This window comes from Brucella sp. NBRC 14130 (assembly GCF_040371715.1).
Lineage (GTDB): Bacteria > Pseudomonadota > Alphaproteobacteria > Rhizobiales > Rhizobiaceae > Brucella > Brucella intermedia.
In genome coordinates this window covers 1-22221 of the sequence record NZ_BAABTE010000005.1, presented here as the reverse complement: position 1 = coordinate 22221, position 22221 = coordinate 1, and the positions used below count along the sequence as shown (strand labels likewise).

Below are 22221 nucleotides of genomic sequence, written 5' to 3'. Positions count from 1 at the left end.
ATCGCCACGGACGGCAACTCGCCGCCCGTGGCATCCCACCTGATAGCCACTCCATACAGAAGGTCGAAATAATGAGTGATGCATTACGGATCGGCGTTGCCGGCCTCGGCACCGTTGGTGCTTCGGTGTTGCGTATCCTGCGTGACAAGTCCGAAATGCTCACGCGCCAGTGCGGCAAGCCTGTTACGGTCACGGCGGTCAGCGCCCGCGACCGCAACCGGGATCGCGGCATTGATCTTTCTGGTATCAATTGGTTCGACGATCCGGTCGAGCTGGCCAAATCTGCCGATATCGATGTTTTCGTAGAACTCATCGGCGGCGAGGATGGACCGGCCCGGGCTTCTGTCGAAGCGGCTTTGCGCGCCGGTCGCCATGTGGTCACGGCCAACAAGGCGCTGCTGGCGCGGCACGGCGTTGCGCTTGCCAAGATCGCCGAGGATAAGGGCGTCCTTCTCAACTTCGAAGCGGCGGTGGCCGGGGGTATTCCGGTCATCAAGGCAATGCGTGAATCGCTGACCGGCAATACGGTTTCCCGCGTCTATGGCATCATGAACGGCACCTGCAACTACATCCTGACCCGGATGTGGGAAGAGGGCATTTCGTTCGAAGCCTGTCTCAAGGATGCCCAGCGCCTCGGTTATGCAGAGGCCGATCCGACTTTCGACATTGAAGGCAATGACACGGCGCACAAGCTGGCGCTGCTGACCAGTCTTGCCTTCGGCACGCAGATCGCTGCCGATGACATTTATCTCGAAGGCATCAGCAATATTTCGCTCGCCGATATTCGCGCCGCCGATGAACTCGGCTATCGCATCAAGCTTCTGGGTGTCGCGCAGAAGACCGATACAGGCATCGAACAGCGCGTGCATCCCACCATGGTGCCGACCTCGTCGGTTATTGCGCAGGTGCATGGCGTGACCAACGCCGTGGCAATCGAAACCGATCTTCTGGGCGAGCTTCTGCTTTCCGGCCCCGGCGCGGGTGGCAATGCGACGGCATCCGCCGTGATCGGTGATGTTGCCGATATCGCCAAGAGCCGTCCGGGCTTCCAGCATGGGCCGGTGTTCGGCACGCCTGCCAAGGCGTTGCAGCCTTACAAGCGCGCCAAGATGCGCAAGCATGCGGGCGGCTACTTCATCCGCCTGACCGTGCTTGATCGTATCGGCGCTTTCGCGGCCATCGCCAAGCGCATGGCTGAAAACGACATCTCGCTGGAATCGATCGTGCAGCGCCCGCCGATGGATGATGCAGCAAGGGAAGGTGTCAAGACGGTCATTCTCGTCACGCATGAGACGACCGAATCGGCTGTCAAAAAGGCGCTGGAAGCGATCCTCAAGGACGATCATCTGGTCGACAAGCCACAGATGATCCGCATCGAACGCGCCGGATAAAGCGTGCCTCCCCAAAGCGGGTACCGGTTTGGGAACAAAGACATGCGTTAGACAAAATCCAGAACGCGCTGCACTTTTAGCGCGTTTTCTGGAAGTCCTGCCACTCTTGCAGGTTCAATTCACCTTTGTTATAAAAGCCGGGTCGGAATCGATCCGGCTTGATTCATTTGAAGAGACAAGAACAGGAAAAGGAGGGCTGTATGATGTATGTGACGCGTCATGATCATCACCGTCAGCACGGCCCCGGTTTTGCCCTGCATAAGTAACTTGTGCAGGGCGGAAAAAGACGAGTACACTGTCTTATTCTGCCTTTTCCTGAAGGCGCGGTCATTGATCGCTGCCGGACATTCGCCAGCACATTGATGCATATCGCGGTTTGGAAACCGGGCATTGGTGCGTGGCAGAATTGAGCAGATTGCCATGTCTCTTGTTTCTATCCAGAATCTTTCGCTTACTCTTCATGAGCCACTTTTTGCCAATCTCGATCTCGTCATAGGCGAGGGCGAACGTATTGGTCTCGTTGCTGCCAACGGGCGCGGCAAGACCAGTCTCCTGCGTCTTCTTGTCGGGGAGGGCGAGCCGACGCTCGGCACGATCACGCGGTCGCGTGGATTGAAGATCGGGTATGTCAGCCAGTATGTGCCGGAACAGCTGTTTGACCGGACATTCTATGATCTCGTGCTGGATGGTCTCGACGAAGAAGCCCGCGATTATGAAAGCTGGCGCGCCGATATCGTTCTGGACGACCTGCGTGTTGCCGAGGAATTGCGACTGCTCCCCGTGCGCCAACTCAGCGGCGGCTGGCAGCGGCTCGCGCTTCTGGCCCGCGCATGGGTGTCGGAGCCCGACGTTCTCCTGCTCGACGAGCCGACCAACCATCTGGATCTCGAAAAAGTGCGGCTGCTGGAAGACTGGCTGAATGCGCTGCCGCGTTCAGTCGCGGTCGTGGTCAGCAGTCACGACCGCGCCTTTCTGGATGCGGTGACGAAGCGGACGCTGTTCCTGCGGGCGGAAAAATCACCGATCTTCACCTTGCCATACAGTCAGGCGCGGGTTGCTCTGGATGAAATCGACGCGGCGGATGCCAGGCAGTTCGAAAAGGACATGAAGACAGTCCAGCAACTGCGCAGGCAGGCCGCGAAGCTCAACAATATCGGCATCAATTCCGGCAGCGATCTGCTGGTGATCAAGACCAAGCAGTTGAAAGCGCGCGCCGACAAGATCGAGGAAAGCGCCAAGGCAGCGCATGTGGAACGCTCTGCCGGCAAGATCATACTGAACAGCCGCGGCAGCCACGCCAAGGCGCTGGTTGTTCTCGATCGGGCTGAAATTACAACCCCCGACAGCAGGCTGCTCTTTAAGACGGGGCAGCTCTGGATCAATCCGGGCGACCGTATCGTCCTGCTGGGCGCCAATGGCATGGGCAAGACCCGTTTGCTGACGCTGGTGCGGGAGGCCATCCTTGCGCCGGACCGCGCACAGGCCGGTATCAAGGCGACACCGTCGCTGGTGCTCGGATATAGCGATCAGGCCTTGTCGGAACTTCGTCCGGAATGGACCCCATTCGAGACGATTGCGAAACGTTTCGATATTGGCGACCAGCGGACGCGGTCCCTTCTGGCTGGTGCCGGCATGACGCTCGAGATGCAGGCAAAGCCGCTTGAACGCCTGTCCGGCGGGCAGAAGGCACGGCTGGCCATGCTGGTTCTGCGGCTGACCAATCCAAACTTCTATATCCTCGATGAACCGACGAACCATCTTGATATCGAAGGTCAGGAAGCGCTGGAGGTGGAACTGCTGCGCAATGAGGCAGCAAGCCTGATCGTCTCGCACGACCGCAGTTTTGTTCGCAATGTCGGCAACCGGTTCTGGATGATCGAAAGAAAAAAGCTGGTCGAGCTGGAAAGTCCGGAGTTTTTCTTTGATGCTATCGGAAGCTGAATAGTTCAACATCTTTCGGTTGTTTAATAACTTCTGGCCGGGTGTGAGTGTTCACATCCGGCCGGGAGGTGAAACGAACCGTGTATTGCTTAAATCGATTAAGAGTTTGAGCGTACAATGTTTTTAGCTTTCCCGCCCTTGCAGGGGGCGGGGGACTTTGACAAAAGGTTTGCACAGTGTCGCTATAAGAGGCGGCAGTAGCGGGCGTGATGCGCCCCATCCACGCAATTCGAATTCAGGACTTTGTTCAAATGGCCAAGACCGCAGAGCAGCAACCCCACGGACTCGATCGCATTCTCACACTCGAACTGGTCCGCGTGGCCGAGCGTGCAGCAGTGGCGGCGGCGAGGCTGCGTGGCCGCGGCGACGAAATGGCTGCCGATCAGGCGGCCGTCGATGCCATGCGCCAGGAACTGAACCGCCTTCCGATTGCCGGAACGGTGGTTATCGGTGAGGGCGAGCGCGACGAAGCGCCGATGCTCTACATCGGCGAAGAAGTTGGCACCAAGCAGGGGCCGGACGTCGATATCGCGCTCGATCCGCTGGAAGGCACGACGATCTGCGCCAAGAACCTGCCGAACTCGCTTGCCGTGATCGCGATTGCCGAGAAGGGCAACCTGCTTTACGCGCCTGACGTCTACATGGAAAAGATCGCCGTCGGTCCGGGTTACTCGAAGGGCGTCGTCGACCTCGATGCCAGCCCGACGGACAACATCATGTCGGTCGCCAAGGCGAAGGGCGTGAAGCCGAATGAAATCACCGCCTGCATCATGGATCGCCCTCGCCATGCGCGTCTGATTGAGGAAGTGCGCGCGACGGGTGCCGCAATCCGCCTTATCGGCGACGGTGACGTGGCCGGTGTGATGCACACAACCAATCCCGACGAGACGGGCATCGACATCTATATCGGCATTGGCGGCGCGCCGGAAGGCGTTCTGGCAGCGGCAGCCCTGCGCTGCATCGGCGGCCAGATGCAGGGCCGTCTCCAGCTCAATACCGACGAAAAGATCGCCCGCGCCGCCAAGATGGGCATCGCAGACCCAAAGAAGGTCTATACGATGGAAGAAATGGCCAAGGGCGACGTGCTCTTCGCCGCGACCGGCGTGACGGACGGCAACATGCTCTCGGGCGTCAAGTTTGCCCGCGATTATATCCAGACGCATACTATCGTAATGCGTTCTTCGTCGCAGACTGTCCGTGAGATCAAGGCGCGCCATCAGGATCTGTCGAAGTTCTAGGACCTGTCGGTCCTTCGTTTAGTTCAGCTGGATCAGCGTAAGTTTCTCAAAGGCGGCATTGCAGAATGCCGCCTTTGTCTGTTCTGGTTCAGGTTTTTGGCTGAGGCTGCAACGCCTTCAATACAAGTCGTGCGACATCAGCATGAATGTCGGCACGCGGACGAGTGGCACCATCACTGCAAATGGGGTCTATTTCTCCGGCGGCTTTCAGATGTTCTGCGGCGCCTTCCTTGCATTCGGGCAGAAAACTGAAATGGGTGGCGCCAGCGACAACCGCATAAGTTCCTTTGGGCGTGATCGATGCCAGCTTGTCGGCCACCACTCCCGGAGGAACGGTCTGGGTTTCGCCGAGATTGATGAAGGTCATCGGAATTGAAATCGATGCAAGGCTCTGTTCATCGTAGGCTTGCGCAAGACCGGGATCAACGATGACAGCTGATGTAATGCGGCGGTCGAGATTGGATTGCTCGAAGCGGTTCCTGTCGATTGAGCGCAAATCAACCTTGTCGACCTTGATCTGCCCGCCATTTCGATAGCCAACGCCACCGGCGTACCATGCGCAATCCCATTTGCTGTAAGCATCGCAATAGCGGGCATAAGCTTCGAGATTGGCTCTTGCGCCTGCAATTTCCATGGCGGCAGCACCGCCGAGCGAGAAGCCGAGAACGCTGATCCTGTCCTTGTCGATTATTGCGCGCCACGTCGGGTCCGTTGTCATCGTATCGATCACCGCCGACAGGTCCCCGGTGCGCTCCCAGATTTTCGGCGTGTCCTGCGGTGTGGAATCGCCACTGGTTGTACCGGGGTGGTTGGGGGCTGCGACGATAAATCCGGCTTTGGCCAATTCAGTTGCCAGCCAGGTCATGCTCTCAGAACGACCGCCGGAACCGTGAGTCATGACAAGCAACGGGAAGTTGTCTTTTTCCGGTGTGGCATTGATCACAGCCGGAGCACCTTTGAAAATAATATTGTCGCCGATCAAAGTAGCTTTGCCACCGGCCGCGGCTGGATACCATATACCGACTTCAAGCGTGCGGCCTGTTTCCGCATTGGTGAAGTTGATCTCCCGCTGGCCGACCTCATGAGCCTGACTGGGGGCGGCGACGAAAAGGGCAAGAAGGAATATGACGGTATGATAGGGGAACATGACGGTCTCCGCTGATTGATGGAACAGGGAGACCGTCACCTGTTTTCACACGAACGGCGTCCTTGATCATGATTCAGGTCGTTTCGGATCACGATTTGGGCCATGATCGGCTGTCTGCGTTTCACTCGTGTGTGTTTTATGATTTTCATTCCCTTGCCTTTCGTTTCCTCCCTTTTGATGCTTCTGCTGATGGCCGTTCTTCTGCATCGGTTCGGCTGGCGCGGAGCGAACCGGCCCTTCCTGCTCGTGTTGGGATTGTGCGCGTTGCAGTCGCTCATTGTCGGTTTGCGCTGGGGCTACGGGATTACAGAACTGCGCTTTGTTCTGCCTGTTGTAGCCAGTTGCCTGCCGGGACTGACGCTGATGAGTTTCAGAAGCCTCATCCATCAGTCGAAAGCAGACGATACCGTTCTGGTCTGGTTTCACGCGTTGCCGCCATTCGTCATTGCCGCAATGGTCTACTTCGCGCCGGGTTTGATCGATGCGGCGCTGATTGGGCTTTACGTTGGCTATGCGCTTGCCCTGCTGTTGCTAGGGCGCTCCGGTCCCGATGCCTTGGATGCGGCGCGCCTCGATAGTGCGGTGGCAGCTCATCGGGCTCTTGTCATTGCCGCTGCATCCTTGTGTTTTTCCGCCCTGTTCGATCTGATGGTGGTGCTGGATTTCGAATGGCGGAAAGGCGATTACACGGCTGCGATCATCGGCAATGCCAATCTGCTCGGCCTGTTCCTTATCGGCTTGACCGCGCTGACGGCAGCTCGCGCCAAAGCTGCGCCAGAAGCGGATTTTGAAACGACGCCATCGGCGCCGGATGCCGAAATAGATCGCAATGTTCTGGATAAGGTCGAAGCGCTTTTGACTGAGCAAAAGCTCTTTCTCGATGAAAATCTGACGCTGTCGCGGCTGGCTCGACGAGCCTCCATTCCGGCGCGCCAGATATCGGGCGCCGTCAACCGGCTGACAGGCCAGAATGTTTCCCGTTTTATCAATGATTATCGAATTGCCGAAGCTTGCCGTCGGCTTGAGAAGGACGACATTTCGATAACAACCGTCATGTTTGAATCCGGGTTTCAGACCAAATCGAACTTCAATCGCGAGTTCCGGCGGGTGACGTCGCTCAGTCCTGCCGACTGGCGCGATAAAAATCGTCCGGCTTGACCGTCTGCCGCCTTTTGTGTCTTTAGAATCTCATGACGACAGAGCGCTTTTTCCTCGGAATAAAACAATCCGCAACCGGGCAGAAATGGGTGGACCGGCTTGGCCTGCGTGAGGCCAACACGGCCCTTGCCATTGCGCAGCATCACGGCATTACCGATCTCGTCGCGCGCGTGCTGGCCGGGCGGGGTGTGTCGGTGGAAGGCGCGCCTGAGTTTGTCGACCCGACGTTGCGCAATCTCATGCCCGATCCGGCGACGCTCACCGATATGGACAAGGCGGCAGGGCGCATTGCCGATGCCATTCTGCGCCGCGAGACCGTGGCCATTTTCGGCGACTACGATGTGGATGGGGCCTGTTCCTCCGCCCTGATGTCGCGTTTTCTCAAACATTACGGCATTCAGCATTCCATCTATATTCCCGACCGGATTTTCGAAGGTTACGGCCCAAATCCCGATGCCATGCGCGATCTGGTCGCCAAGGGCGCAACTCTGATCGTCACAGTCGATTGCGGCACCAACAGCGCGCCATCCATTACAGCCGCGAAGCAGGCAGGCGCCGATGTCGTCGTGCTCGATCACCATCAGTTGGGTGGTGATCTGCCGGAAGATGCCGTGGCTATCGTCAACCCGAACCGAGAAGACGATATTTCGCTGCAAGGGCATCTCTGCGCTGCAGGCGTGGTCTTTCTGACGCTGGTGCAGGTGACCAAGATATTGCGGGAGCGTGGCAAGGGGGCGGGCCCGGACCTGCTTTCCCTGCTCGATCTCGTGGCGCTCGCCACGGTCTGCGACGTGGTGCCGCTGACTGGCGTCAATCGCGCTTTCGTCGTGAAGGGACTGCTCGTTGCGCGATCACAGAGCAATGTCGGCCTTGCGGCGCTTGCCCGCGTCTCGCGGATTGGAGAGCCTCTCAATGTCTTCCATCTGGGTTACCTGATCGGGCCGCGCATCAATGCGGGCGGGCGCATCGGCGACGCCGGGCTTGGCGCGCGACTGCTGACGCTGGATGATCCCGCAACGGCAGATCGCATCGCTGTGGAGCTTGACCGGCTCAACCAGGAGCGGCAGGCCATGGAAGCGGAAATGCTCATGGAGGCGGAAGCGGAAGCCTCGCTGGAAATCTCCGGTGGTGCGGGCGCCTCGGTGATCGTGACGGCAAGCGACCGCTGGCATCCCGGCATTGTGGGGCTGCTCGCCTCGCGGCTGAAGGAAAAGGCGCGGCGGCCGGCCTTTGCCATCGCCTTCAACGCCAATGGCGTTGGGTCGGGCTCCGGTCGCTCCATCATGGGGCTTGATCTTGGCAAACTGGTTCGCGGGGCGATGGATCGTGGGCTGCTCGTCAAGGGCGGCGGCCACGCCATGGCCGCCGGTATCACCATCGAGCGCGGCAATCTTGGCGCGTTGCGTGCCTATCTTGAAGAAGAGTCGGCGCATATCGTCTCGCGTCTGCGAGAAAATCAGAGCCTTTCCATCGATGGCGCGCTGGCCGCATCGGGCGCCACCGTATCGCTTTATGAAGCCTTGCAGAAGGCGGGGCCCTATGGTTCGGCGCATCCGCAGCCCATATTGGCGCTGCCGCATCACATACTGGCCGATGTGCGGGGCGTCGGGCGCGATCATGTGCGCGTTACACTGCGCGGCGCGGATGGAAAGCGCGTCAACGCCATAGCCTTCCGGGCGGCGGAAGGCGATCTCGGACGCTTCCTGTTCAACAATATCGGCCAGAGTGTCCATGTCGCAGGCAATCTGTCGCTAAACCATTGGAATGGCTCGGTCACTCCCCAGATCCAGATTCTGGACGCGGCTTTGCCAATCTAGAGCGTTTCCGGGCCATTTGAAATTCTTCAGTTTTTTGTCTTCACGCTCTTGTGAGGGGCGGGGGCGAATTCCCATATGAGCACTTAAACATTCAGACATGACTCTAAGTGGGAGAAACCGATGCCGGGTTCCGGAAACCGCCTGACCAAACTGACAGCTGCAATGGTGCTGGGGCTGATTGCCTCCTTTGCTGCGGTCGATTTCGCCGAGGCTCGCCGCGCGGGCGGTGGCGGTTTCGGCAGCCGTGGTGCGCGCACCTATTCGGCACCCGCGCCAACCCGCACCGCGCCTAACAACGCAGCTCCCATCGAACGTTCCATGACGCCCAATACCGGCGCTACACAAACCAGCCGCCCGGCGGCGGGCGCAACGCAGAATGCTGCTCAGGCGCAGCGTTCCGGCGGCATGTTCGGCAATTTCGGTCGTTCCATGCTCGGCGGTCTTCTCGTCGGCGGCCTTATCGGCATGCTGCTCGGCAACGGCCTTGGCGGTCTTGCCGGCATGTTCGGCCTGATCCTGCAGGTTGCCGTGATCGCGCTCATTGCCATGTTCGTCATGCGCATGTTCGCGAACCGCCGCCAGCCGGCAGCGGCAGGTGCCGGTAATGCAGGCGCCCAGCCCTTTGGCGCGGCAAAATCCGCCGCTGCCCAGGCCGGGCCGTTGGCGGGTTTTGGTGGTCGCACCCCATCGGTAAACCCGTTTGAGACAAAGCAGGACGCTGCTCCGGCTGCTCCGGCCGTTGAAGACGAGCCGATGGATGTCGGTCAGGAAGATTTGGACCGGTTCGAGCAGATGCTTTCTGAAGTCCAGACAGCCTATGGCCGTGAGGACTACGCGGCGTTGCGCAAGCTCGCGACCCCGGAAGCCATGTCCTATCTGGCTGAAGAACTGGGCGAGATCGCTTCCAGCGGCATGCGCAACGAAGTGAAGGATGTCAAGCTTTTGCAGGGCGATGTTTCCGAAGCCTGGCGCGAAGGCAACGCCGAATACGCAACCGTCGCGATCCGCTATTCAGCAATCGACGTCATGCTGGATCGCAATACCGGCGCCGTCGTCGAAGGGAATCCGAATGAGCCGGTGGAAAGCGTCGAGCTTTGGACATTCACCCGCCAGGATGGCGGCGAATGGCAGCTTGCTGCCATTCAGGGAACGGAATAGCCGTTCAGGATCGAAAAAAGCCCGGTCTCGCGACCGGGCTTTTTGTTTTATGCATGTCTTTGTTACCAGCTGCCGATATTTTCGGCGGAAGCCCAAGGCTCCTGTGGCGCCAGACGTTCGCCCTTCTGGATCAGTTCGATGGAAATGCCGTCGGGTGACTTGATGAAGGCCATATGACCGTCACGCGGCGGACGGTTGATGGTGACACCTGCATCCTGCAGCTTCTGGCAGGTGGCGTAGATGTCGTCGACCATATAGGCCAGATGGCCGAAATTGCGGCCTCCCATATAGGTTTCCGGGTCCCAGTTGTAGGTCAGTTCCAGTTCCGGCGCGCGTTCCGCCTTTGCCCGGTCCGTATCGGAAGGCGCGGCGAGAAAGATCAGCGTGAAGCGGCCCTTCTCATTTTCAGTGCGGCGGATTTCTTCAAGGCCGAGTTTGTTTACATAAAAATCGAGAGATTCATCGATGTCGCGAATTCGGACCATCGTGTGCAGATAGCGCATAGTCTTTTCCTCGGCTGTTGTAATTCATGGGCTGACGCTCGTGAAACGCATGGAACGCCGATTGGTTCGGCGGGGATATCGAATCCGATGTCGGAGACCGAACGTCAAGCTATCACCCACAGAACAGGGTTCAAGAATTTTGAGCCGCAGATGTGACCGGAAATGTCCCCGGACCCTCATTGCCAAATCGGCGACCGGCCATATTTGAAGTGGTTGGCGGGTTGCGAGGGCTGCCGCGCGGGAAAAGTAACCATGAAGTTGTGAAGTGTGTGGTCTTCATGGGGACTGACACAAGTTTGGACTTGCCGCCTCCGGTTAAGGAAGTGTTATTCTTTGGACAAGAATCAGGTCGGAATCGCAATGGAAGAACAGAGGAGGGGCGAACGCATGGCGGACAAGTCTGTGTCAAATGACCAGTTTCGCAGCCAGCACGCCTCGGAAGAGCTGGGCGATATCATCGAAATTTCGGGCCATATCAAATGGTTCGACGTAGCCAAGGGCTACGGCTTCATTGTTCCGGACCAGCCGGGCCTTAATGACATTCTTCTTCATGTGACTTCACTGCGTCGCGATGGTTTCCAGACCGCTCTGGAAGGTGCTCGCATCGTCTGTGAGGTCCGGCAGGGCGAGCGCGGCCTGCAATGTTTCCGCGTGCTGTCGATGGATACCTCGACCGCCGTTCATCCCGCGCAGATGCCGCCGCAGCGCACCCATGTCACCGTCACGCCGTCGAGCGGACTTGAGCGCGTGATTGTGAAGTGGTTCAACCGCACCAAGGGGTTCGGTTTCCTGACGCGCGGCGAAGGCACGGAAGATATTTTCATCCATATGGAAACGCTGCGTCGTTTCGGCATGATGGAACTGCGTCCCGGTCAGGTGGTGCTGATCCGCTTCGGTGAGGGCGACAAGGGCCTGATGGCTGCTGAGATCCATCCGGATATCGGAACGGCAATTCCTGTTTCTCACTAGAGCATAATCCGGCCAGAGTGAAACGAAGGCGTTCAAGTTTATGCTTGATATAGAAGAAGGCGGAGCGTCCATCTGATCCCGTCAGATCGAAGCGCGTTCTGGAGTGCGGCTGTTCAAAGTGCGCCGGCTTTACCCGATCGCTGTAACAAGCAGGTGAGGGCGCGGCGTGGCTGTTCGCGCGGTCTTGTGGTCATCACCTCCCGTTGATAGGTTCCGGCTTGGTTTCTTTCTTTGAATAGGCAGGTCATGGGCCGCATTTTTCTTGCTTTTGCATTTGTTTTTCTCGCATTCACCGCTCAGGCTGATGAAGCACAACCGATGAGGCTGCCGGTCGACAAGGAGCCGCTGACATTCGTCGCCGCCAACGGCAACAAGGTGAATTTTGCGCTTGAAGTGGCGGATACTGACGACGCTCGCGTTCGAGGCCTGATGTGGCGCACGGACTTTCCCCGGGACCGGGCGATGATCTTCGTGTTTGGCGAGATGCGCCGCGTCATGATGTGGATGCAGAATACACCGTCGCCGCTCGATATGGTCTTCCTTGACGACAAGGGACGCGTATCGGCCATTCACGAAAATGCAGTGCCATTCTCCGAAAATATCATTTCATCCGAGGTTCCGGCGGCGTATGTCGTGGAACTTCTGGCCGGCACGGTCAAGCAAACCGGCATAAAGCTTGGCGACAGGGCCACCCACCGCGTGATTTGCGGTGTTTGTCGGTCCTGATCGCAGTCAGGTGTTCCAGCTAAAGCGGAACCGCTCTGTCTATCTGTTTTACGCATTTTCCTGATGCAAAGGCTTCGCACCTTGGCTCGGAAATGTCCCAAGAGGAATAAGGAATTGAGTGCCCTCGATATCGAATATTTCGAACATGACGGCCTGCGCCTGGCCTATCGTCAGGACGGTGAAGGCGATCCGATCCTGCTCATTCACGGCTTTGCTTCGTCAAGTCTGGTCAACTGGGTTTCGCCCGGCTGGTTCCGAACGCTGACCGAAGCCGGATATCGCGTGATTGCCATCGATAATCGCGGGCACGGGCTTTCAGCGAAGCCCCATGATGCGGACGAATACACGCCGACGAAAATGGCGGCGGATGCGGCAGCGCTTCTCGATCATCTCGGCATCGAAAATGCGCATGTCATGGGCTATTCCATGGGCGCGCGTATCTCGGCATTTCTGGCGCTGGAACATCCCGAGCGCGTTCACAGTGCCGTTTTCGGTGGCCTTGGCATCGGCATGGTAACGGGCGCGGGCGACTGGGAGCCGATTGGAGAGGCGCTGCTTGCCGAAGACCCGACGACGATCACGCATCCGCGTGGCCAGATGTTCCGCAAATTCGCCGACCAGACCAGGAGCGACCGTATCGCCCTTGCAGCCTGCGTGATCACCTCCAAGGAACTTGTTCCGGCTGCCGCGATAGCGCGCATCATGCAGCCTGTTCTCGTTGCAGTCGGCACGACCGACGATATTGCCGGCAGCGCACAGGAACTCGCCGATCTTCTGCCGAATGGACAGGCGGTCGACATTCCGGGCCGCGACCATATGCTGGCCGTGGGCGACAAGGTCTACAAGCAGGCAGTGCTTGGGTTTTTGAAAGAAAACCCGCTTTGACGGGAGTTTGATCCTCAGCAAAGCACGCACCTTGGATGCTGCGCCAAACTCGGCGGTGGCAGGCAAGGCATTTTAAGCCAATCCCCCGGACAACCGAGGATTGCTATTTGCAGGTGCGCATTTCCGAACGCAAAACCGTTTCACACTTTTGCTGGAAATGCTGTATGCTGCGCGCCGAACTCGTATTGCGGTGCGGGGACAGAGCGAAAGCACGGCTGTCTCTTCCCTCGCGCGGTGCAAAACTGGAGTATGCATATGTCCGTTCGCACATCAGCGAAAGCGACCCCCGGTCTGGGTCAGGTTGATCCTATCTGGCATTCCATCCGTGCCGAAGCGGAGGAAGCGGCCAAGAATGATCCCGTTCTGGGCACGTTCCTCTATGCCACGATCCTCAACCAGCCTAGTCTGGAAGACGCGGTCATGCATCGCATTTCCGAGCGTCTCGGCCATGCCGACCTGAGCGCCGATATTCTACGCCAGACCTTTGATGCCATGCTGGATGCCAATCCAGATTGGTCGCAGATTGTCCGCGTCGATATTCAGGCGGTTTATGATCGCGATCCGGCCTATAGCCGCTTCATGGACCCGATCCTTTATCTGAAGGGTTTCCATGCGATACAGACCCACCGCCTAGCGCACTGGCTTTACCATGAAGGCCGCAAGGATTTCGCCTATTACCTGCAAAGCCGTTCCTCATCGATCTTCCAGACCGATATTCATCCGGCGGCGCGGCTCGGCAGCGGACTCTTCCTCGATCATGCGACCGGTCTTGTCGTGGGCGAGACGGCCCTGATTGAAGACAATGTGTCGATCCTCCACGGGGTTACGCTGGGCGGTACGGGCAAATCGAGCGGGGACCGTCATCCGAAAATCCGCCATGGCGTGCTGATCGGCGCGGGGGCGAAAATTCTCGGCAATATCGAAGTCGGCCATTGCTCCAAGATCGCAGCCGGTTCGGTGGTTCTGAAACCCGTTCCCAACAATGTCACCGTCGCTGGTGTGCCCGCCCGGATCATGGGCGACACGGGCTGCGCGGAACCTTCCCGTGTCATGGACCAGATGCTGGGTGACGGAATCTAGATCCATTTTCCATCACTGAGGCCAACCGATGTCAGGAAATCGGGCCGCTTGCTGGTTTTCTCCCGCAGGCGGCCTATATTGTGATGCAAGCGGCGATTAGCTGGCCACGCCCCTTGGGATAGTCGATGTCAGGGGTTTACATAAGAAAATGCCGGGTGCAATAAACCGGCTCAATTCAATATCAGGAGAAGCCGGTTGAAACCCGAAGAACTCAAAAAACTGGACGCCTATTTCAAACGGACCTTCAACAATCCCGGCCTGCAGGTCAAGGCACGCCCGCGCAAGAACGACTCCGCCGAGCTTTATCTCGAGGACGAATTCCTGGGTCTGATCTACAAGGATGAGGACGAAGGCGAACTCTCCTACAATTTCTCGATGGCAATTCTCGACGTCGATCTTTGATCGGCAGCGGCGAGTGCGTCGTAGGCGACGCCCATGCCCATGCAGGAATGCTCTTGACGCCCTTTCCCATGGAGAGGGCGTTTTGTTGTTGAAACACGCTTGCGAGGATGCATGAAGATCATTGCTGCCGCTCTGACCTTGTCCGGCATGCTGAACTGAGCAGTTATGAAATCTGCGACTGATTTCGGTGCGACTTCATGAAATTCCGCTTTTCACTCACCGTCCTCCTGATCGGCCTGTCGTTTCCGGCGCGGGCAGAAGTTCTAGGCACCATCTAAACCGAGCAGGACGACGGCTCCCTGTCGGTGATCGAGATTCTGGATGAACCTCCAAGTGTCGCTAAATGCGATGGCGCTCACGCCGTCGCAGTCTATGTCAAGGAAAGCAACTTTTCCCTGCCCGTTGGAAAAGGATGCTGGAAGCTGCTCGGATCGGCAGAAATGCTGAAGCTGGAAATCGTTCTAAGCGCCACTGAGGAGCATGTCATGAGCGGGGTTCCGTTGAACAAGATCAAGTTCGACGGAGAGGGACAACGAGCATTTCAGGAATTGATGCGTGAACGGGAACGATCGGGACAGCCGATACCGCTCCAATCCATCGATTGACACCAGCAAGCCAGGATCGAACAGGCCCTCCGGGCCTTCGGTACCCGGCACTCAATCACGCTCGTCCGGAATCAGTTGGCGCGTTTGCCATCAAGAAGATGAGTATTGGCGAAATCGACGACCGCCTTGTCCAGTGACTTCCAGTCGCCCAACATGGATCGGGGGAATCGATAGAGTATCTGCAAGTCGCGCCCGAACTGGACGTCGCGTTCGCACGAATTGAAGCTTTCTGCCGCGCTGTCGGCAAGGCATCGTGCGACAAATTCCGGCTTGCCGCTGCTGGTGTCGGAGAGCACCAGTTCCTCGCCCTTGTAGCCGCTGTTTTCCAGAAACCGGTGTACCGTCAGGTTTCCGGGAGCGGTTTCTCCGCCGGGTTCTATCAGCTCGGCGTAGATCGGCAGGTAACGCCCGCTCATGTCGCGGGACATGGTGCGTTGCTCTATGGACATGAAAATGAGGTGCCGTTTCGGGGTAAGAAGGTTGAAGATGGCGCGGTCGCGTTCCGTATAGCCGGTAAGCCCCGGCCAGCGGGCGTAAAGATCGAGGCGGCCCGTCACTCCGTCGCGCCGCTGATTCGAAAAGCGGATCATATTGGCGGGAATCGAGAGGACGTTGTTGCCGATGATGATCTCATAAGCCTGCGTGCTGTCGGAATGGCCGCCCCGGGCAATCAGCGGACCGAGCAGACGCCCCCCGATATTCACGGCGATCGAAAGGAGGACCAGCGCGACAACGGCCAACAGCAGCCAGCCGAAGAGGCGGTTGCCCATTTTCGAGGCGGTGTAATCGGGTGCTGTTTCCATTTGGCTCGAATATCTGTCTTCTATGGTTAACAGAGCGTGAAACCGTGCTTGTCTGGCGACCTGAAACAGCTTAGCGATTCAATATCGAGTTTGCTGATGGAGGAAAGCACATGCCGATCTATGCTTATAACGGGCACAAGCCGCAATTCGTGGATCGCAGCAGCAACTGGATCGCGCCCGATTCGACCCTGATCGGCAAGATCGTCGTGGGTGAAAATGCCGGTTTCTGGTTCGGCGCCGTTTTGCGGGGCGATAATGAGCCTATCACCATCGGCGACGATACCAATGTTCAGGAACACACCATCATGCATACCGATATCGGCTTTCCGCTGACGGTCGGGGCGGGGTGCACCATCGGGCATCGAGCCATACTCCATGGCTGCACGGTGGGTGAAAACACACTGATCGGCATGGGCGCCATCGTTCTCAATGGTGCGAGAATCGGAAAGAACTGCCTGATCGGGGCAGGGGCACTAGTCACCGAGGGCAAGGTAATACCGGATAACTCGCTGGTCGTCGGTTCTCCTGCAAGGGTTCTTCGGGAACTGGACGAGGCGGCGGTTGAAAAGCTGAAGGCTTCGGCAGCGCATTATGTCGAGAAGGCACGGTCCTTCATGCGCGGCTTGGAACTTGCGTGAAATGAATAAGGACGGGGCCAGAGGGAGACTGGCGCCCGTCCTTCTTCAGTTTTTCTTTTTGATCAGTTCTTGATGCTGCCGACGAGCAGTTCTCGGTCGCCCTTGATCGAGACCCAGCTGCCGGTGTTCGTGGTCGACTGGCGCTTCAGGTAAGTGTAGTCGGTCTTGTTCCAGGCGAGAACGCGGGTATCGAGATTGTCGAGAATGAAGTCGCCGCGGTCGGTGCGGACGGTCAGAACCGCGTGGCCTTCGCCATTCGGCTGTCGAACCACCGTGAAAAGCAGGGTGTTCGCCGGAATGCCGAGCGTCATCAGTTCGCGGCGCTTCGAAAGCATATAGTCGTCGCAGTCGCCCACCGTTGTCGGATATTCCCAATACTCTTCGCGGCCCCAGGCTTCCATGTCGGTCATCGGCGCGATCTTTTCGTTGACGCTCGCATTGACCGTGATGATCTGCTTCCAGATTTCCGGGGTCAGCTTCAGCATGTTGCTGTTGCGGCTGGTGATATTGCATTCGGACTTGTACCGGTCGCAGAATTCATAATGGCCGATCGGCTGTGACGTGCGCTCGCCCGTCGTCATCCACGGGGAATTGGCGGCGGGGCTTGCAGCCTCGGCCAGTCCGATTCCGAGCAGCATCAGGATGGCTGCAATGATGGTCTGCTTCGTCATTCTTTTGTCTCCCTGTTGGAGACCAAGATGACTTAGACAATTTGAAGGCACGCAAATTTAAGCGCGAAAATGCGAGTTAAATTCGATTAAAAGTGCAAATAACGCCGAAACTTTTTGTCAACGGACGGACAAATTCAGGGCAAATCGGGCTATTTTTATGGCTTTTTTGTGATTTCGGTCGTTTCGCGGTTTGCCATTCCGTAACCTTGACGCGCGTTTATCTTTTGGGCCGATGCTTTCAGCCGAAAAGATTGTCCAGTGTCGCGCTGGTCTGGATGGTGGCGAATTCGATTGCGAAACCATCCTGGAAATGACGTACGACAGTTCCCCGGATCGGCCCGAGCATGACACTGCTTTTGATCGCGGGCTTGAACTCGCTTTCGATTGCCGCACCTGAAAGCGAAAGGTCGGCGATACGACACAGCCTTTGTGTGCCGTCGGCAAAAGTGATGTTCTGCCGGTTCTTGTGCGGCACGACGCGTTCGTGACGGCGGTCTTCGGGCAGGGCAAGCTCGTGCTTGTTGGCAAGCCAGGTCAGCTGTGCCGAAAGCTTGTCCTTCTTCTGCTCGGACGTCGCCAGAAGAATATGGAAGCCCTCGGATGTAACCTCATGGGCAATTCCTTCGATCCGCCCCACATGGTCGATATAGGCGATGATCCGTTCGCCGTTGCGCGGTGTCGCTATGCCGCTCATCAGGGCCGTGCCGGGCGACATGCGCTTGATAACGCACGGAAATTCGCTGCGATTTTCCAGCATGTAGCGACCGTTGAGATCGACATTCACGGCGTTGAAGTTTTCCTGCCGCACATTGCTGGCAGTGGGGGCCGCAGCAAATCTGTTCATCAAAGCCGATCCATTTCGAATTTTGTCCGCTCCACGTCAGCACATTACAGCACGGACTGATAAAGAGAAATCGCGATTGCGACCTGTTTCAGGCTTTGCCGCCCTTGATGACGCGCAATTTCGGCGCTGCATGCGGTTCCGTCAGGCGAATATTCGTCCACTGTCGGCCTGTCCGGGGTGCGTTTACGGTTACGGCTGCCGATTGCCGCACGTCGTCCGCGAGAATCAGATCGGGCGCCACCGGCTCGATGGAATTCAAATGGCCGAGCACGATTGGGTCGGCGCCTACCCACGTGACGGAATCAAGCACTGCAATGCTGCCGAGTATGCTGATCTGGCCGTCCGCCGCTTCGAGCGGGGCGAGGAACATTTCCAGCCCCAGGCTGCGTCCCGACATGCTGATTCCAACATGCGAGACGAGGGCAGGGATCTCGAGCCCACTGACGTTTTGCGAGGTTTCCCGAAGTGCGGCGCGGTCGCGTTCGGACCAGAGCGAGAGGAACCGCGTGTTCTTCAGTTCGCGTCCAAAAAGGGTGCAGATGCGCGTTCCAGCCAGACGGAACGACAGGTCCCCATGCTCTCCAGCCTCGAGGAAGAAGAGGTCGGACAGATGACGCCCCAGCTTGCGCGGCTCGATCCGCTCGCGCATCGGCGCGCGAAAGGTGCCGCGTTCCGTGCGGGCCAGTCGCTGCCATTCGCTGAAAATCGCGATCGTACTGCGGTGTTTCATCATGCGCCGTTGGTTTTTCCGTTGCACGCGGAGACAGGCTCCGCTGGTGGACGCATTAAAATAGTATTAACGGGGAGGATGCCAGTTTAACCCTTTGTTCATCCACCGGGCTCGTCCGTTAAGGTTAACAATAAGTAATGGTTGCACTGCTTTAAAAGACGCGCTTTGATAAGGCATCAGACGAAGCCTTTGACTTGGTTGGCGTTTTTCTGAGCTCCAGATTTAATTTCGCGAAATATTCTGTTCGCGGACAGGCCGACCGGGTATCTCCGTCGGCCTTTATTTTTAACAGATTTTGCCCTATCTAGATGCTTCCACCCGATGTAAGGGGCCGACCTGGCCCGGTTGTCGGCGTGCAAGGATGAGAAAGCAGCAGTTCATGAGCGTTCCCCAGCCGGAAACGGACGGCAGTAACCGCCGGTCAGGCGGTAGCGAGCCGATCTTCAATATACCCGGCGTCGTTCTTGCGCTTATCGGCCTGTGCGCGGCGGTGTATGTCTATCAGAACTATCTCATCAGCGAGCAGCAGAACTACAGCTTCATGCTGAACTTCGCGCTCATTCCGGCGCGATTCTCACTTGCGGGCGGCTTTACTGATCCGACCGCGCTTTTCACGCTCATCAGCTATTCCTTCATGCATGGCGGAATTGCGCACCTGGTCGTCAACATGATTTGGCTCGCCGCCTTTGGTTCTCCGCTTGCGGGCCGCATCGGCACCGGGCGGATGATAGTTTTCTGGGTCTTCACGTCGGTTATCGCCGGTCTGACCCATTATGCGATCTATCCGGACAGTATTTCACCGCTGGTGGGTGCTTCGGGAGCGATTTCGGGCATGATGGGTGCTGCGGCGCGCTACGGCTTCCGGCGCATCGGCCACGGACGCAAATCAGAATTTGCAGGGCCAGTACTTCCGGTGGGGCTCACCCTGACGCTGAAGCCTGTTCTGACCTTTGTCGGGGTCTGGTTCCTGATCAACATCATTACCGGTCTCTACTCGACTGGCGGTGCAGACCTTTCCAGCATCGCCTGGGAAGCGCATATAGGCGGCTTCATCGCCGGTTTTTTCGGCATTTCACTGATGGACCGCCCGCGCAGTTACGATGCGGTTCTGAGGCGCTAGGAATCTGGCTCAGAAAGGCCTTCTTCCCCATTTGATGCCACTTGCTAATCCGACGTTCAGAGCGCACCATCATGGAACGTGGTGGGAGGAGCTGCGTTCTGCTTCATATGGCGCTGAAACGCCCGAAGCAGCGAGTGCTAGAGCTGTTCCCTCATTAGAGAACAGTCGAACCGCTCTAGCTCTTTGTTTTAAGCATTATCCGACGCAAAACCGCTTCACGCGTTTGCCGGAAATGCTTTAATCTTGGAGGGACTTTGGCATGACCGTAAGATCGATTCTCGAGACAAAGGGCAGGGATGTGGTGGTTATCGCGCCTGCCGATACGCTGTCCCACGCTGTCGCCATGCTGAACAAACACAAGATCGGCGCGTTGGTGGTGTGCGACGAGGCCGGTCGAATCAAGGGAATCCTGTCTGAACGCGATGTCGTCCGCGCCGTTGCTGCGCAGGAGACCAAGGCCATGAGCATGCCCGTCGCCGAAGTAATGACGGCAAAGGTGCAGGTCTGCCGCGAACATCATACGATCAATCAGGTGATGGAAATCATGACGAGGAGCCGATTCCGCCATATGCCGGTGGAAGAAGGCGGCAAGCTCGTGGGAATCGTTTCAATCGGTGACGTGGTGAAACGGCGCATCGAAGATGTCGAACGCGAGGCGGAAGATATCCGCACCTATATCGCTACGGCCTGAGCGACTCGACTTTTGGCCATTCTCCCGGATGGAAAGGCCAGCCGGGAGAATTTTTACAGGCGAATCAACTCAACGTGCGCGGAGATATCTCTCGGCAGCGTAAAGCGAGATTGCAGCCGCATTCGATACGTTGAGCGACTTTATTTCGCCCGGCATGTCGAGGCGGGCAAGCGCGGTGACCGTTTCGCGTGTCTTTTGACGCAGGCCTTTGCCTTCCGCACCAAGCACGAGAGCGATTCGTCCGCCGGACAAGGTGGCTTCCATTTCCAGCGGCCCCTCCGAATCAAGCCCGATGGTCTGGAATCCGAGGCTATGAAGTTCCTCAATCGCTTCGGCCAGATTGCGCACTTCGATATGAGAGATCAGTTCGAGGGCTCCGGAGGCTGCTTTGGCGAGGACGCCAGTTTCCTGCGGGCTGTGGCGGCTTGTCGTAATCAGCGCACCGGCACCGAAGGCTACCGCTGAACGCATGATGGCGCCGACATTATGCGGATCGGTCACCTGATCGAGCACGAGCAGCAGCGGACTGTCCTTCAGTTCGGACAGCTTTCTGGCGCGCAGCGGCTCGGCCTCGATCATGACGCCCTGATGGACGGCTTCCGAACCGGTTTCCTTGTCTATATCGCGCGGATCGACGATTTCGACAGGGAAGGGGAGAGATTCGGCCTCTCCGATTTCCAGACGTGCGAATCCGTTTCGTGTCGCCAGCATGCGCAGTATCCTGCGTTCCGGGTTTTCCACGGCGGCGCGGACCGTATGCAATCCATAAAGGCGTACCGTTCCTTCGGTCACGGCACTTGCCGATATGGAAGGACGCTGCGGCTTGCGCGGTGATTTGCCTTCCGTTCCGGCCTTCTGGTCGCGATGCTGGCGGCGCAGGCGCGCATAATGAGAATCTTTTGGTGTGCGGGGTGAATTTTGATCGGTCATGGCGTGCTTATAGCTCTTTAGCAGTGCGGAAGATAGCGGCCAGCCCTGCAAATGCTATCAGGCTGTTCTGATTGCAGAATAATTTGCAAAGCCCGCCAAACCGGGCCTTTCTTCCCGCATGAACGGGCCGGAGAAGGCAATGTTTCCACGCCGTTGTGAACAGACATGCATTCTTTTCGCTTTTACCCTGTTGACAGGGGATAAGCTTATCGTCATAAGGCCCCTCGCGGATCGACGGCTGGCCCAACAGTCAGCCAGAAGCCCCGCGGAAATGCCTAGTCGCTCGACTCTGCTGATAGTGATATCTGGAGGGATGCCCGAGTGGTTAAAGGGGACGGACTGTAAATCCGTTGGCTATGCCTACGTTGGTTCAAATCCAACTCCCTCCACCACTGTCGGATCAGAGTTAAGAGTGCGCGGGTATAGCTCAATGGTAGAGCAGCAGCCTTCCAAGCTGAATACGCGGGTTCGATTCCCGCTACCCGCTCCAAATTTTTCCGAGCGGTTTGGCGTGTAAGGAATCATCGACGGGCGGTTCGCCGTTCCGTTTTGGCATAAATGCTGGCCCGGAAGCCAATAGGCTTTTGTGCTGGCGCTTGAGCGGTTCTAGAACAAAGAGAACAACGGCGATGGCAAAGAGCAAATTCGAACGTACGAAGCCCCACGTTAACATCGGCACGATTGGTCACGTTGACCATGGCAAGACGTCGCTGACTGCAGCGATCACCAAGTTCTTTGGTGAGTTCAAGGCGTATGACCAGATCGACGCCGCTC

Annotated in this window: 24 protein-coding genes and 2 tRNA genes; 18 read left to right on the top strand and 8 right to left on the bottom strand. The window is 57.7% G+C overall.

Annotated elements, in window-relative coordinates; translation table 11 throughout:
• Nucleotides 1–71: 71 nt before the first annotated feature.
• Nucleotides 72–1391 (top strand): homoserine dehydrogenase, encoded by a 1320-nt coding sequence (locus ABWW28_RS11230; protein WP_021585966.1) that lies wholly within the window; start codon nucleotides 72–74, stop codon nucleotides 1389–1391.
• A gap of 128 nt (nucleotides 1392–1519) precedes the next feature.
• On the opposite strand, the gene ABWW28_RS11225 is transcribed toward ABWW28_RS11230, so the two are convergent.
• On the bottom strand, nucleotides 1520–1813 hold the full coding sequence (locus ABWW28_RS11225) for a hypothetical protein (RefSeq protein ID WP_021585965.1): 294 nt from the start codon (nucleotides 1811–1813) through the stop codon (nucleotides 1520–1522).
• Between ABWW28_RS11225 and ABWW28_RS11220 the strand changes: the two genes are divergently transcribed.
• Both ABWW28_RS11220 and glpX read left to right on the top strand, forming a co-directional pair.
• Nucleotides 1812–3332 (top strand): ABC-F family ATP-binding cassette domain-containing protein, encoded by a 1521-nt coding sequence (locus tag ABWW28_RS11220; protein ID WP_021585964.1) that lies wholly within the window; start codon nucleotides 1812–1814, stop codon nucleotides 3330–3332. The two genes, ABWW28_RS11225 and ABWW28_RS11220, sit on opposite strands and share 2 nt — an antisense overlap.
• A 251-nt stretch (nucleotides 3333–3583) precedes the next feature.
• Nucleotides 3584–4570 carry a class II fructose-bisphosphatase gene (glpX, locus tag ABWW28_RS11215; protein WP_006470299.1) on the top strand — a complete coding sequence of 329 codons (987 nt, stop codon included), beginning with the start codon at nucleotides 3584–3586 and terminating at the stop codon, nucleotides 4568–4570.
• An 88-nt stretch (nucleotides 4571–4658) separates the two neighbouring features.
• On the opposite strand, the gene ABWW28_RS11210 is transcribed toward glpX, so the two are convergent.
• A complete protein-coding gene (locus tag ABWW28_RS11210; RefSeq protein ID WP_353391006.1) occupies nucleotides 4659–5717 on the bottom strand; it encodes an alpha/beta hydrolase family protein in 1059 nt (352 codons plus the stop codon).
• A gap of 138 nt (nucleotides 5718–5855) precedes the next feature.
• On the opposite strand from ABWW28_RS11210, the gene ABWW28_RS11205 reads away from it, so the two are divergent.
• From ABWW28_RS11205 to ABWW28_RS11195, 3 genes are all read left to right on the top strand, one after another.
• Nucleotides 5856–6875: a helix-turn-helix domain-containing protein gene (locus ABWW28_RS11205; protein ID WP_025090420.1), complete on the top strand. Its 1020-nt coding sequence runs from the start codon at nucleotides 5856–5858 to the stop codon at nucleotides 6873–6875.
• 32 nt (nucleotides 6876–6907) lie between these two features.
• A complete protein-coding gene (recJ, locus tag ABWW28_RS11200; protein WP_025090419.1) occupies nucleotides 6908–8692 on the top strand; it encodes a single-stranded-DNA-specific exonuclease RecJ in 1785 nt (594 codons plus the stop codon).
• A 120-nt stretch (nucleotides 8693–8812) separates the two neighbouring features.
• A complete protein-coding gene (locus ABWW28_RS11195; protein ID WP_021585960.1) occupies nucleotides 8813–9850 on the top strand; it encodes a Tim44 domain-containing protein in 1038 nt (345 codons plus the stop codon).
• 62 nt (nucleotides 9851–9912) lie between these two features.
• Here the strand turns inward: ABWW28_RS11195 and gloA are convergent, their stop codons facing one another.
• The gene (gene gloA / locus ABWW28_RS11190; protein ID WP_021585959.1) at nucleotides 9913–10353 is read right to left on the bottom strand and encodes a lactoylglutathione lyase; all 441 of its coding nucleotides are present in this window, start codon (nucleotides 10351–10353) and stop codon (nucleotides 9913–9915) included.
• Nucleotides 10354–10740: 387 nt separating this feature from the next.
• Here gloA and ABWW28_RS11185 point away from each other — a divergent pair, with 387 nt between their 5' ends.
• The 6 genes from ABWW28_RS11185 (at nucleotide 10741) to ABWW28_RS11160 (ending at nucleotide 15020) form a co-directional block, all read left to right on the top strand.
• Entirely contained in the window at nucleotides 10741–11322 is a 582-nt protein-coding gene (locus tag ABWW28_RS11185; RefSeq protein WP_006470303.1) for a cold-shock protein, read from the top strand.
• 246 nt (nucleotides 11323–11568) lie between these two features.
• Entirely contained in the window at nucleotides 11569–12048 is a 480-nt protein-coding gene (locus ABWW28_RS11180) for a DUF192 domain-containing protein (protein ID WP_021585957.1), read from the top strand.
• Between the two features lie 114 nt (nucleotides 12049–12162).
• Complete coding sequence (locus ABWW28_RS11175; protein WP_021585956.1) at nucleotides 12163–12933, top strand: alpha/beta fold hydrolase; 771 nt, start codon at nucleotides 12163–12165, stop codon at nucleotides 12931–12933.
• Between the two features lie 255 nt (nucleotides 12934–13188).
• The gene (cysE, locus tag ABWW28_RS11170; RefSeq protein WP_006470306.1) at nucleotides 13189–14013 is read left to right on the top strand and encodes a serine O-acetyltransferase; all 825 of its coding nucleotides are present in this window, start codon (nucleotides 13189–13191) and stop codon (nucleotides 14011–14013) included.
• 195 nt (nucleotides 14014–14208) lie between these two features.
• Complete coding sequence (locus ABWW28_RS11165) at nucleotides 14209–14415, top strand: DUF3126 family protein (protein WP_006467055.1); 207 nt, start codon at nucleotides 14209–14211, stop codon at nucleotides 14413–14415.
• 305 nt (nucleotides 14416–14720) lie between these two features.
• Nucleotides 14721–15020, top strand: a complete 300-nt coding sequence (locus ABWW28_RS11160) for a hypothetical protein (RefSeq protein WP_021585955.1) — start codon at nucleotides 14721–14723, stop codon at nucleotides 15018–15020.
• A 71-nt stretch (nucleotides 15021–15091) separates the two neighbouring features.
• On the opposite strand, the gene ABWW28_RS11155 is transcribed toward ABWW28_RS11160, so the two are convergent.
• On the bottom strand, nucleotides 15092–15823 hold the full coding sequence (locus ABWW28_RS11155; protein WP_031346337.1) for a hypothetical protein: 732 nt from the start codon (nucleotides 15821–15823) through the stop codon (nucleotides 15092–15094).
• A gap of 110 nt (nucleotides 15824–15933) precedes the next feature.
• Here ABWW28_RS11155 and ABWW28_RS11150 point away from each other — a divergent pair, with 110 nt between their 5' ends.
• Nucleotides 15934–16461, top strand: coding sequence for a gamma carbonic anhydrase family protein (locus ABWW28_RS11150; RefSeq protein WP_021585953.1), 528 nt, complete (start codon nucleotides 15934–15936; stop codon nucleotides 16459–16461).
• Between the two features lie 62 nt (nucleotides 16462–16523).
• On the opposite strand, the gene ABWW28_RS11145 is transcribed toward ABWW28_RS11150, so the two are convergent.
• The 3 genes from ABWW28_RS11145 to ABWW28_RS11135 all read right to left on the bottom strand — a co-directional run bounded on the left by ABWW28_RS11145 (nucleotide 16524) and on the right by ABWW28_RS11135 (nucleotide 18706).
• On the bottom strand, nucleotides 16524–17132 hold the full coding sequence (locus ABWW28_RS11145) for a transglutaminase-like cysteine peptidase (protein ID WP_021585952.1): 609 nt from the start codon (nucleotides 17130–17132) through the stop codon (nucleotides 16524–16526).
• 238 nt (nucleotides 17133–17370) lie between these two features.
• A complete protein-coding gene (locus ABWW28_RS11140; protein WP_006470308.1) occupies nucleotides 17371–17976 on the bottom strand; it encodes a PilZ domain-containing protein in 606 nt (201 codons plus the stop codon).
• An 88-nt stretch (nucleotides 17977–18064) separates the two neighbouring features.
• Complete coding sequence (locus ABWW28_RS11135) at nucleotides 18065–18706, bottom strand: PAS domain-containing protein (protein WP_025090596.1); 642 nt, start codon at nucleotides 18704–18706, stop codon at nucleotides 18065–18067.
• Between the two features lie 379 nt (nucleotides 18707–19085).
• Between ABWW28_RS11135 and ABWW28_RS11130 the strand changes: the two genes are divergently transcribed.
• Together ABWW28_RS11130 and ABWW28_RS11125 are read left to right on the top strand one after the other, a co-directional pair.
• The gene (locus tag ABWW28_RS11130; protein ID WP_021585949.1) at nucleotides 19086–19826 is read left to right on the top strand and encodes a rhomboid family intramembrane serine protease; all 741 of its coding nucleotides are present in this window, start codon (nucleotides 19086–19088) and stop codon (nucleotides 19824–19826) included.
• A gap of 259 nt (nucleotides 19827–20085) precedes the next feature.
• On the top strand, nucleotides 20086–20517 hold the full coding sequence (locus ABWW28_RS11125) for a CBS domain-containing protein (protein ID WP_006467047.1): 432 nt from the start codon (nucleotides 20086–20088) through the stop codon (nucleotides 20515–20517).
• Nucleotides 20518–20586: 69 nt separating this feature from the next.
• Here ABWW28_RS11125 and rlmB read toward each other — a convergent pair whose 3' ends face one another.
• Nucleotides 20587–21447, bottom strand: coding sequence for a 23S rRNA (guanosine(2251)-2'-O)-methyltransferase RlmB (gene rlmB / locus ABWW28_RS11120; protein ID WP_025090595.1), 861 nt, complete (start codon nucleotides 21445–21447; stop codon nucleotides 20587–20589).
• Nucleotides 21448–21754: 307 nt separating this feature from the next.
• On the opposite strand from rlmB, the gene ABWW28_RS11115 reads away from it, so the two are divergent.
• The 3 genes from ABWW28_RS11115 to ABWW28_RS11105 form a co-directional block, all read left to right on the top strand.
• Nucleotides 21755–21839 (top strand) — tRNA-Tyr (locus ABWW28_RS11115).
• Nucleotides 21840–21863: 24 nt separating this feature from the next.
• Nucleotides 21864–21937, top strand: a tRNA-Gly gene (locus ABWW28_RS11110).
• Between the two features lie 139 nt (nucleotides 21938–22076).
• A partial coding sequence (locus ABWW28_RS11105; RefSeq protein ID WP_230350295.1) for a GTP-binding protein occupies nucleotides 22077–22221 on the top strand: 145 nt, incomplete at its 3' end.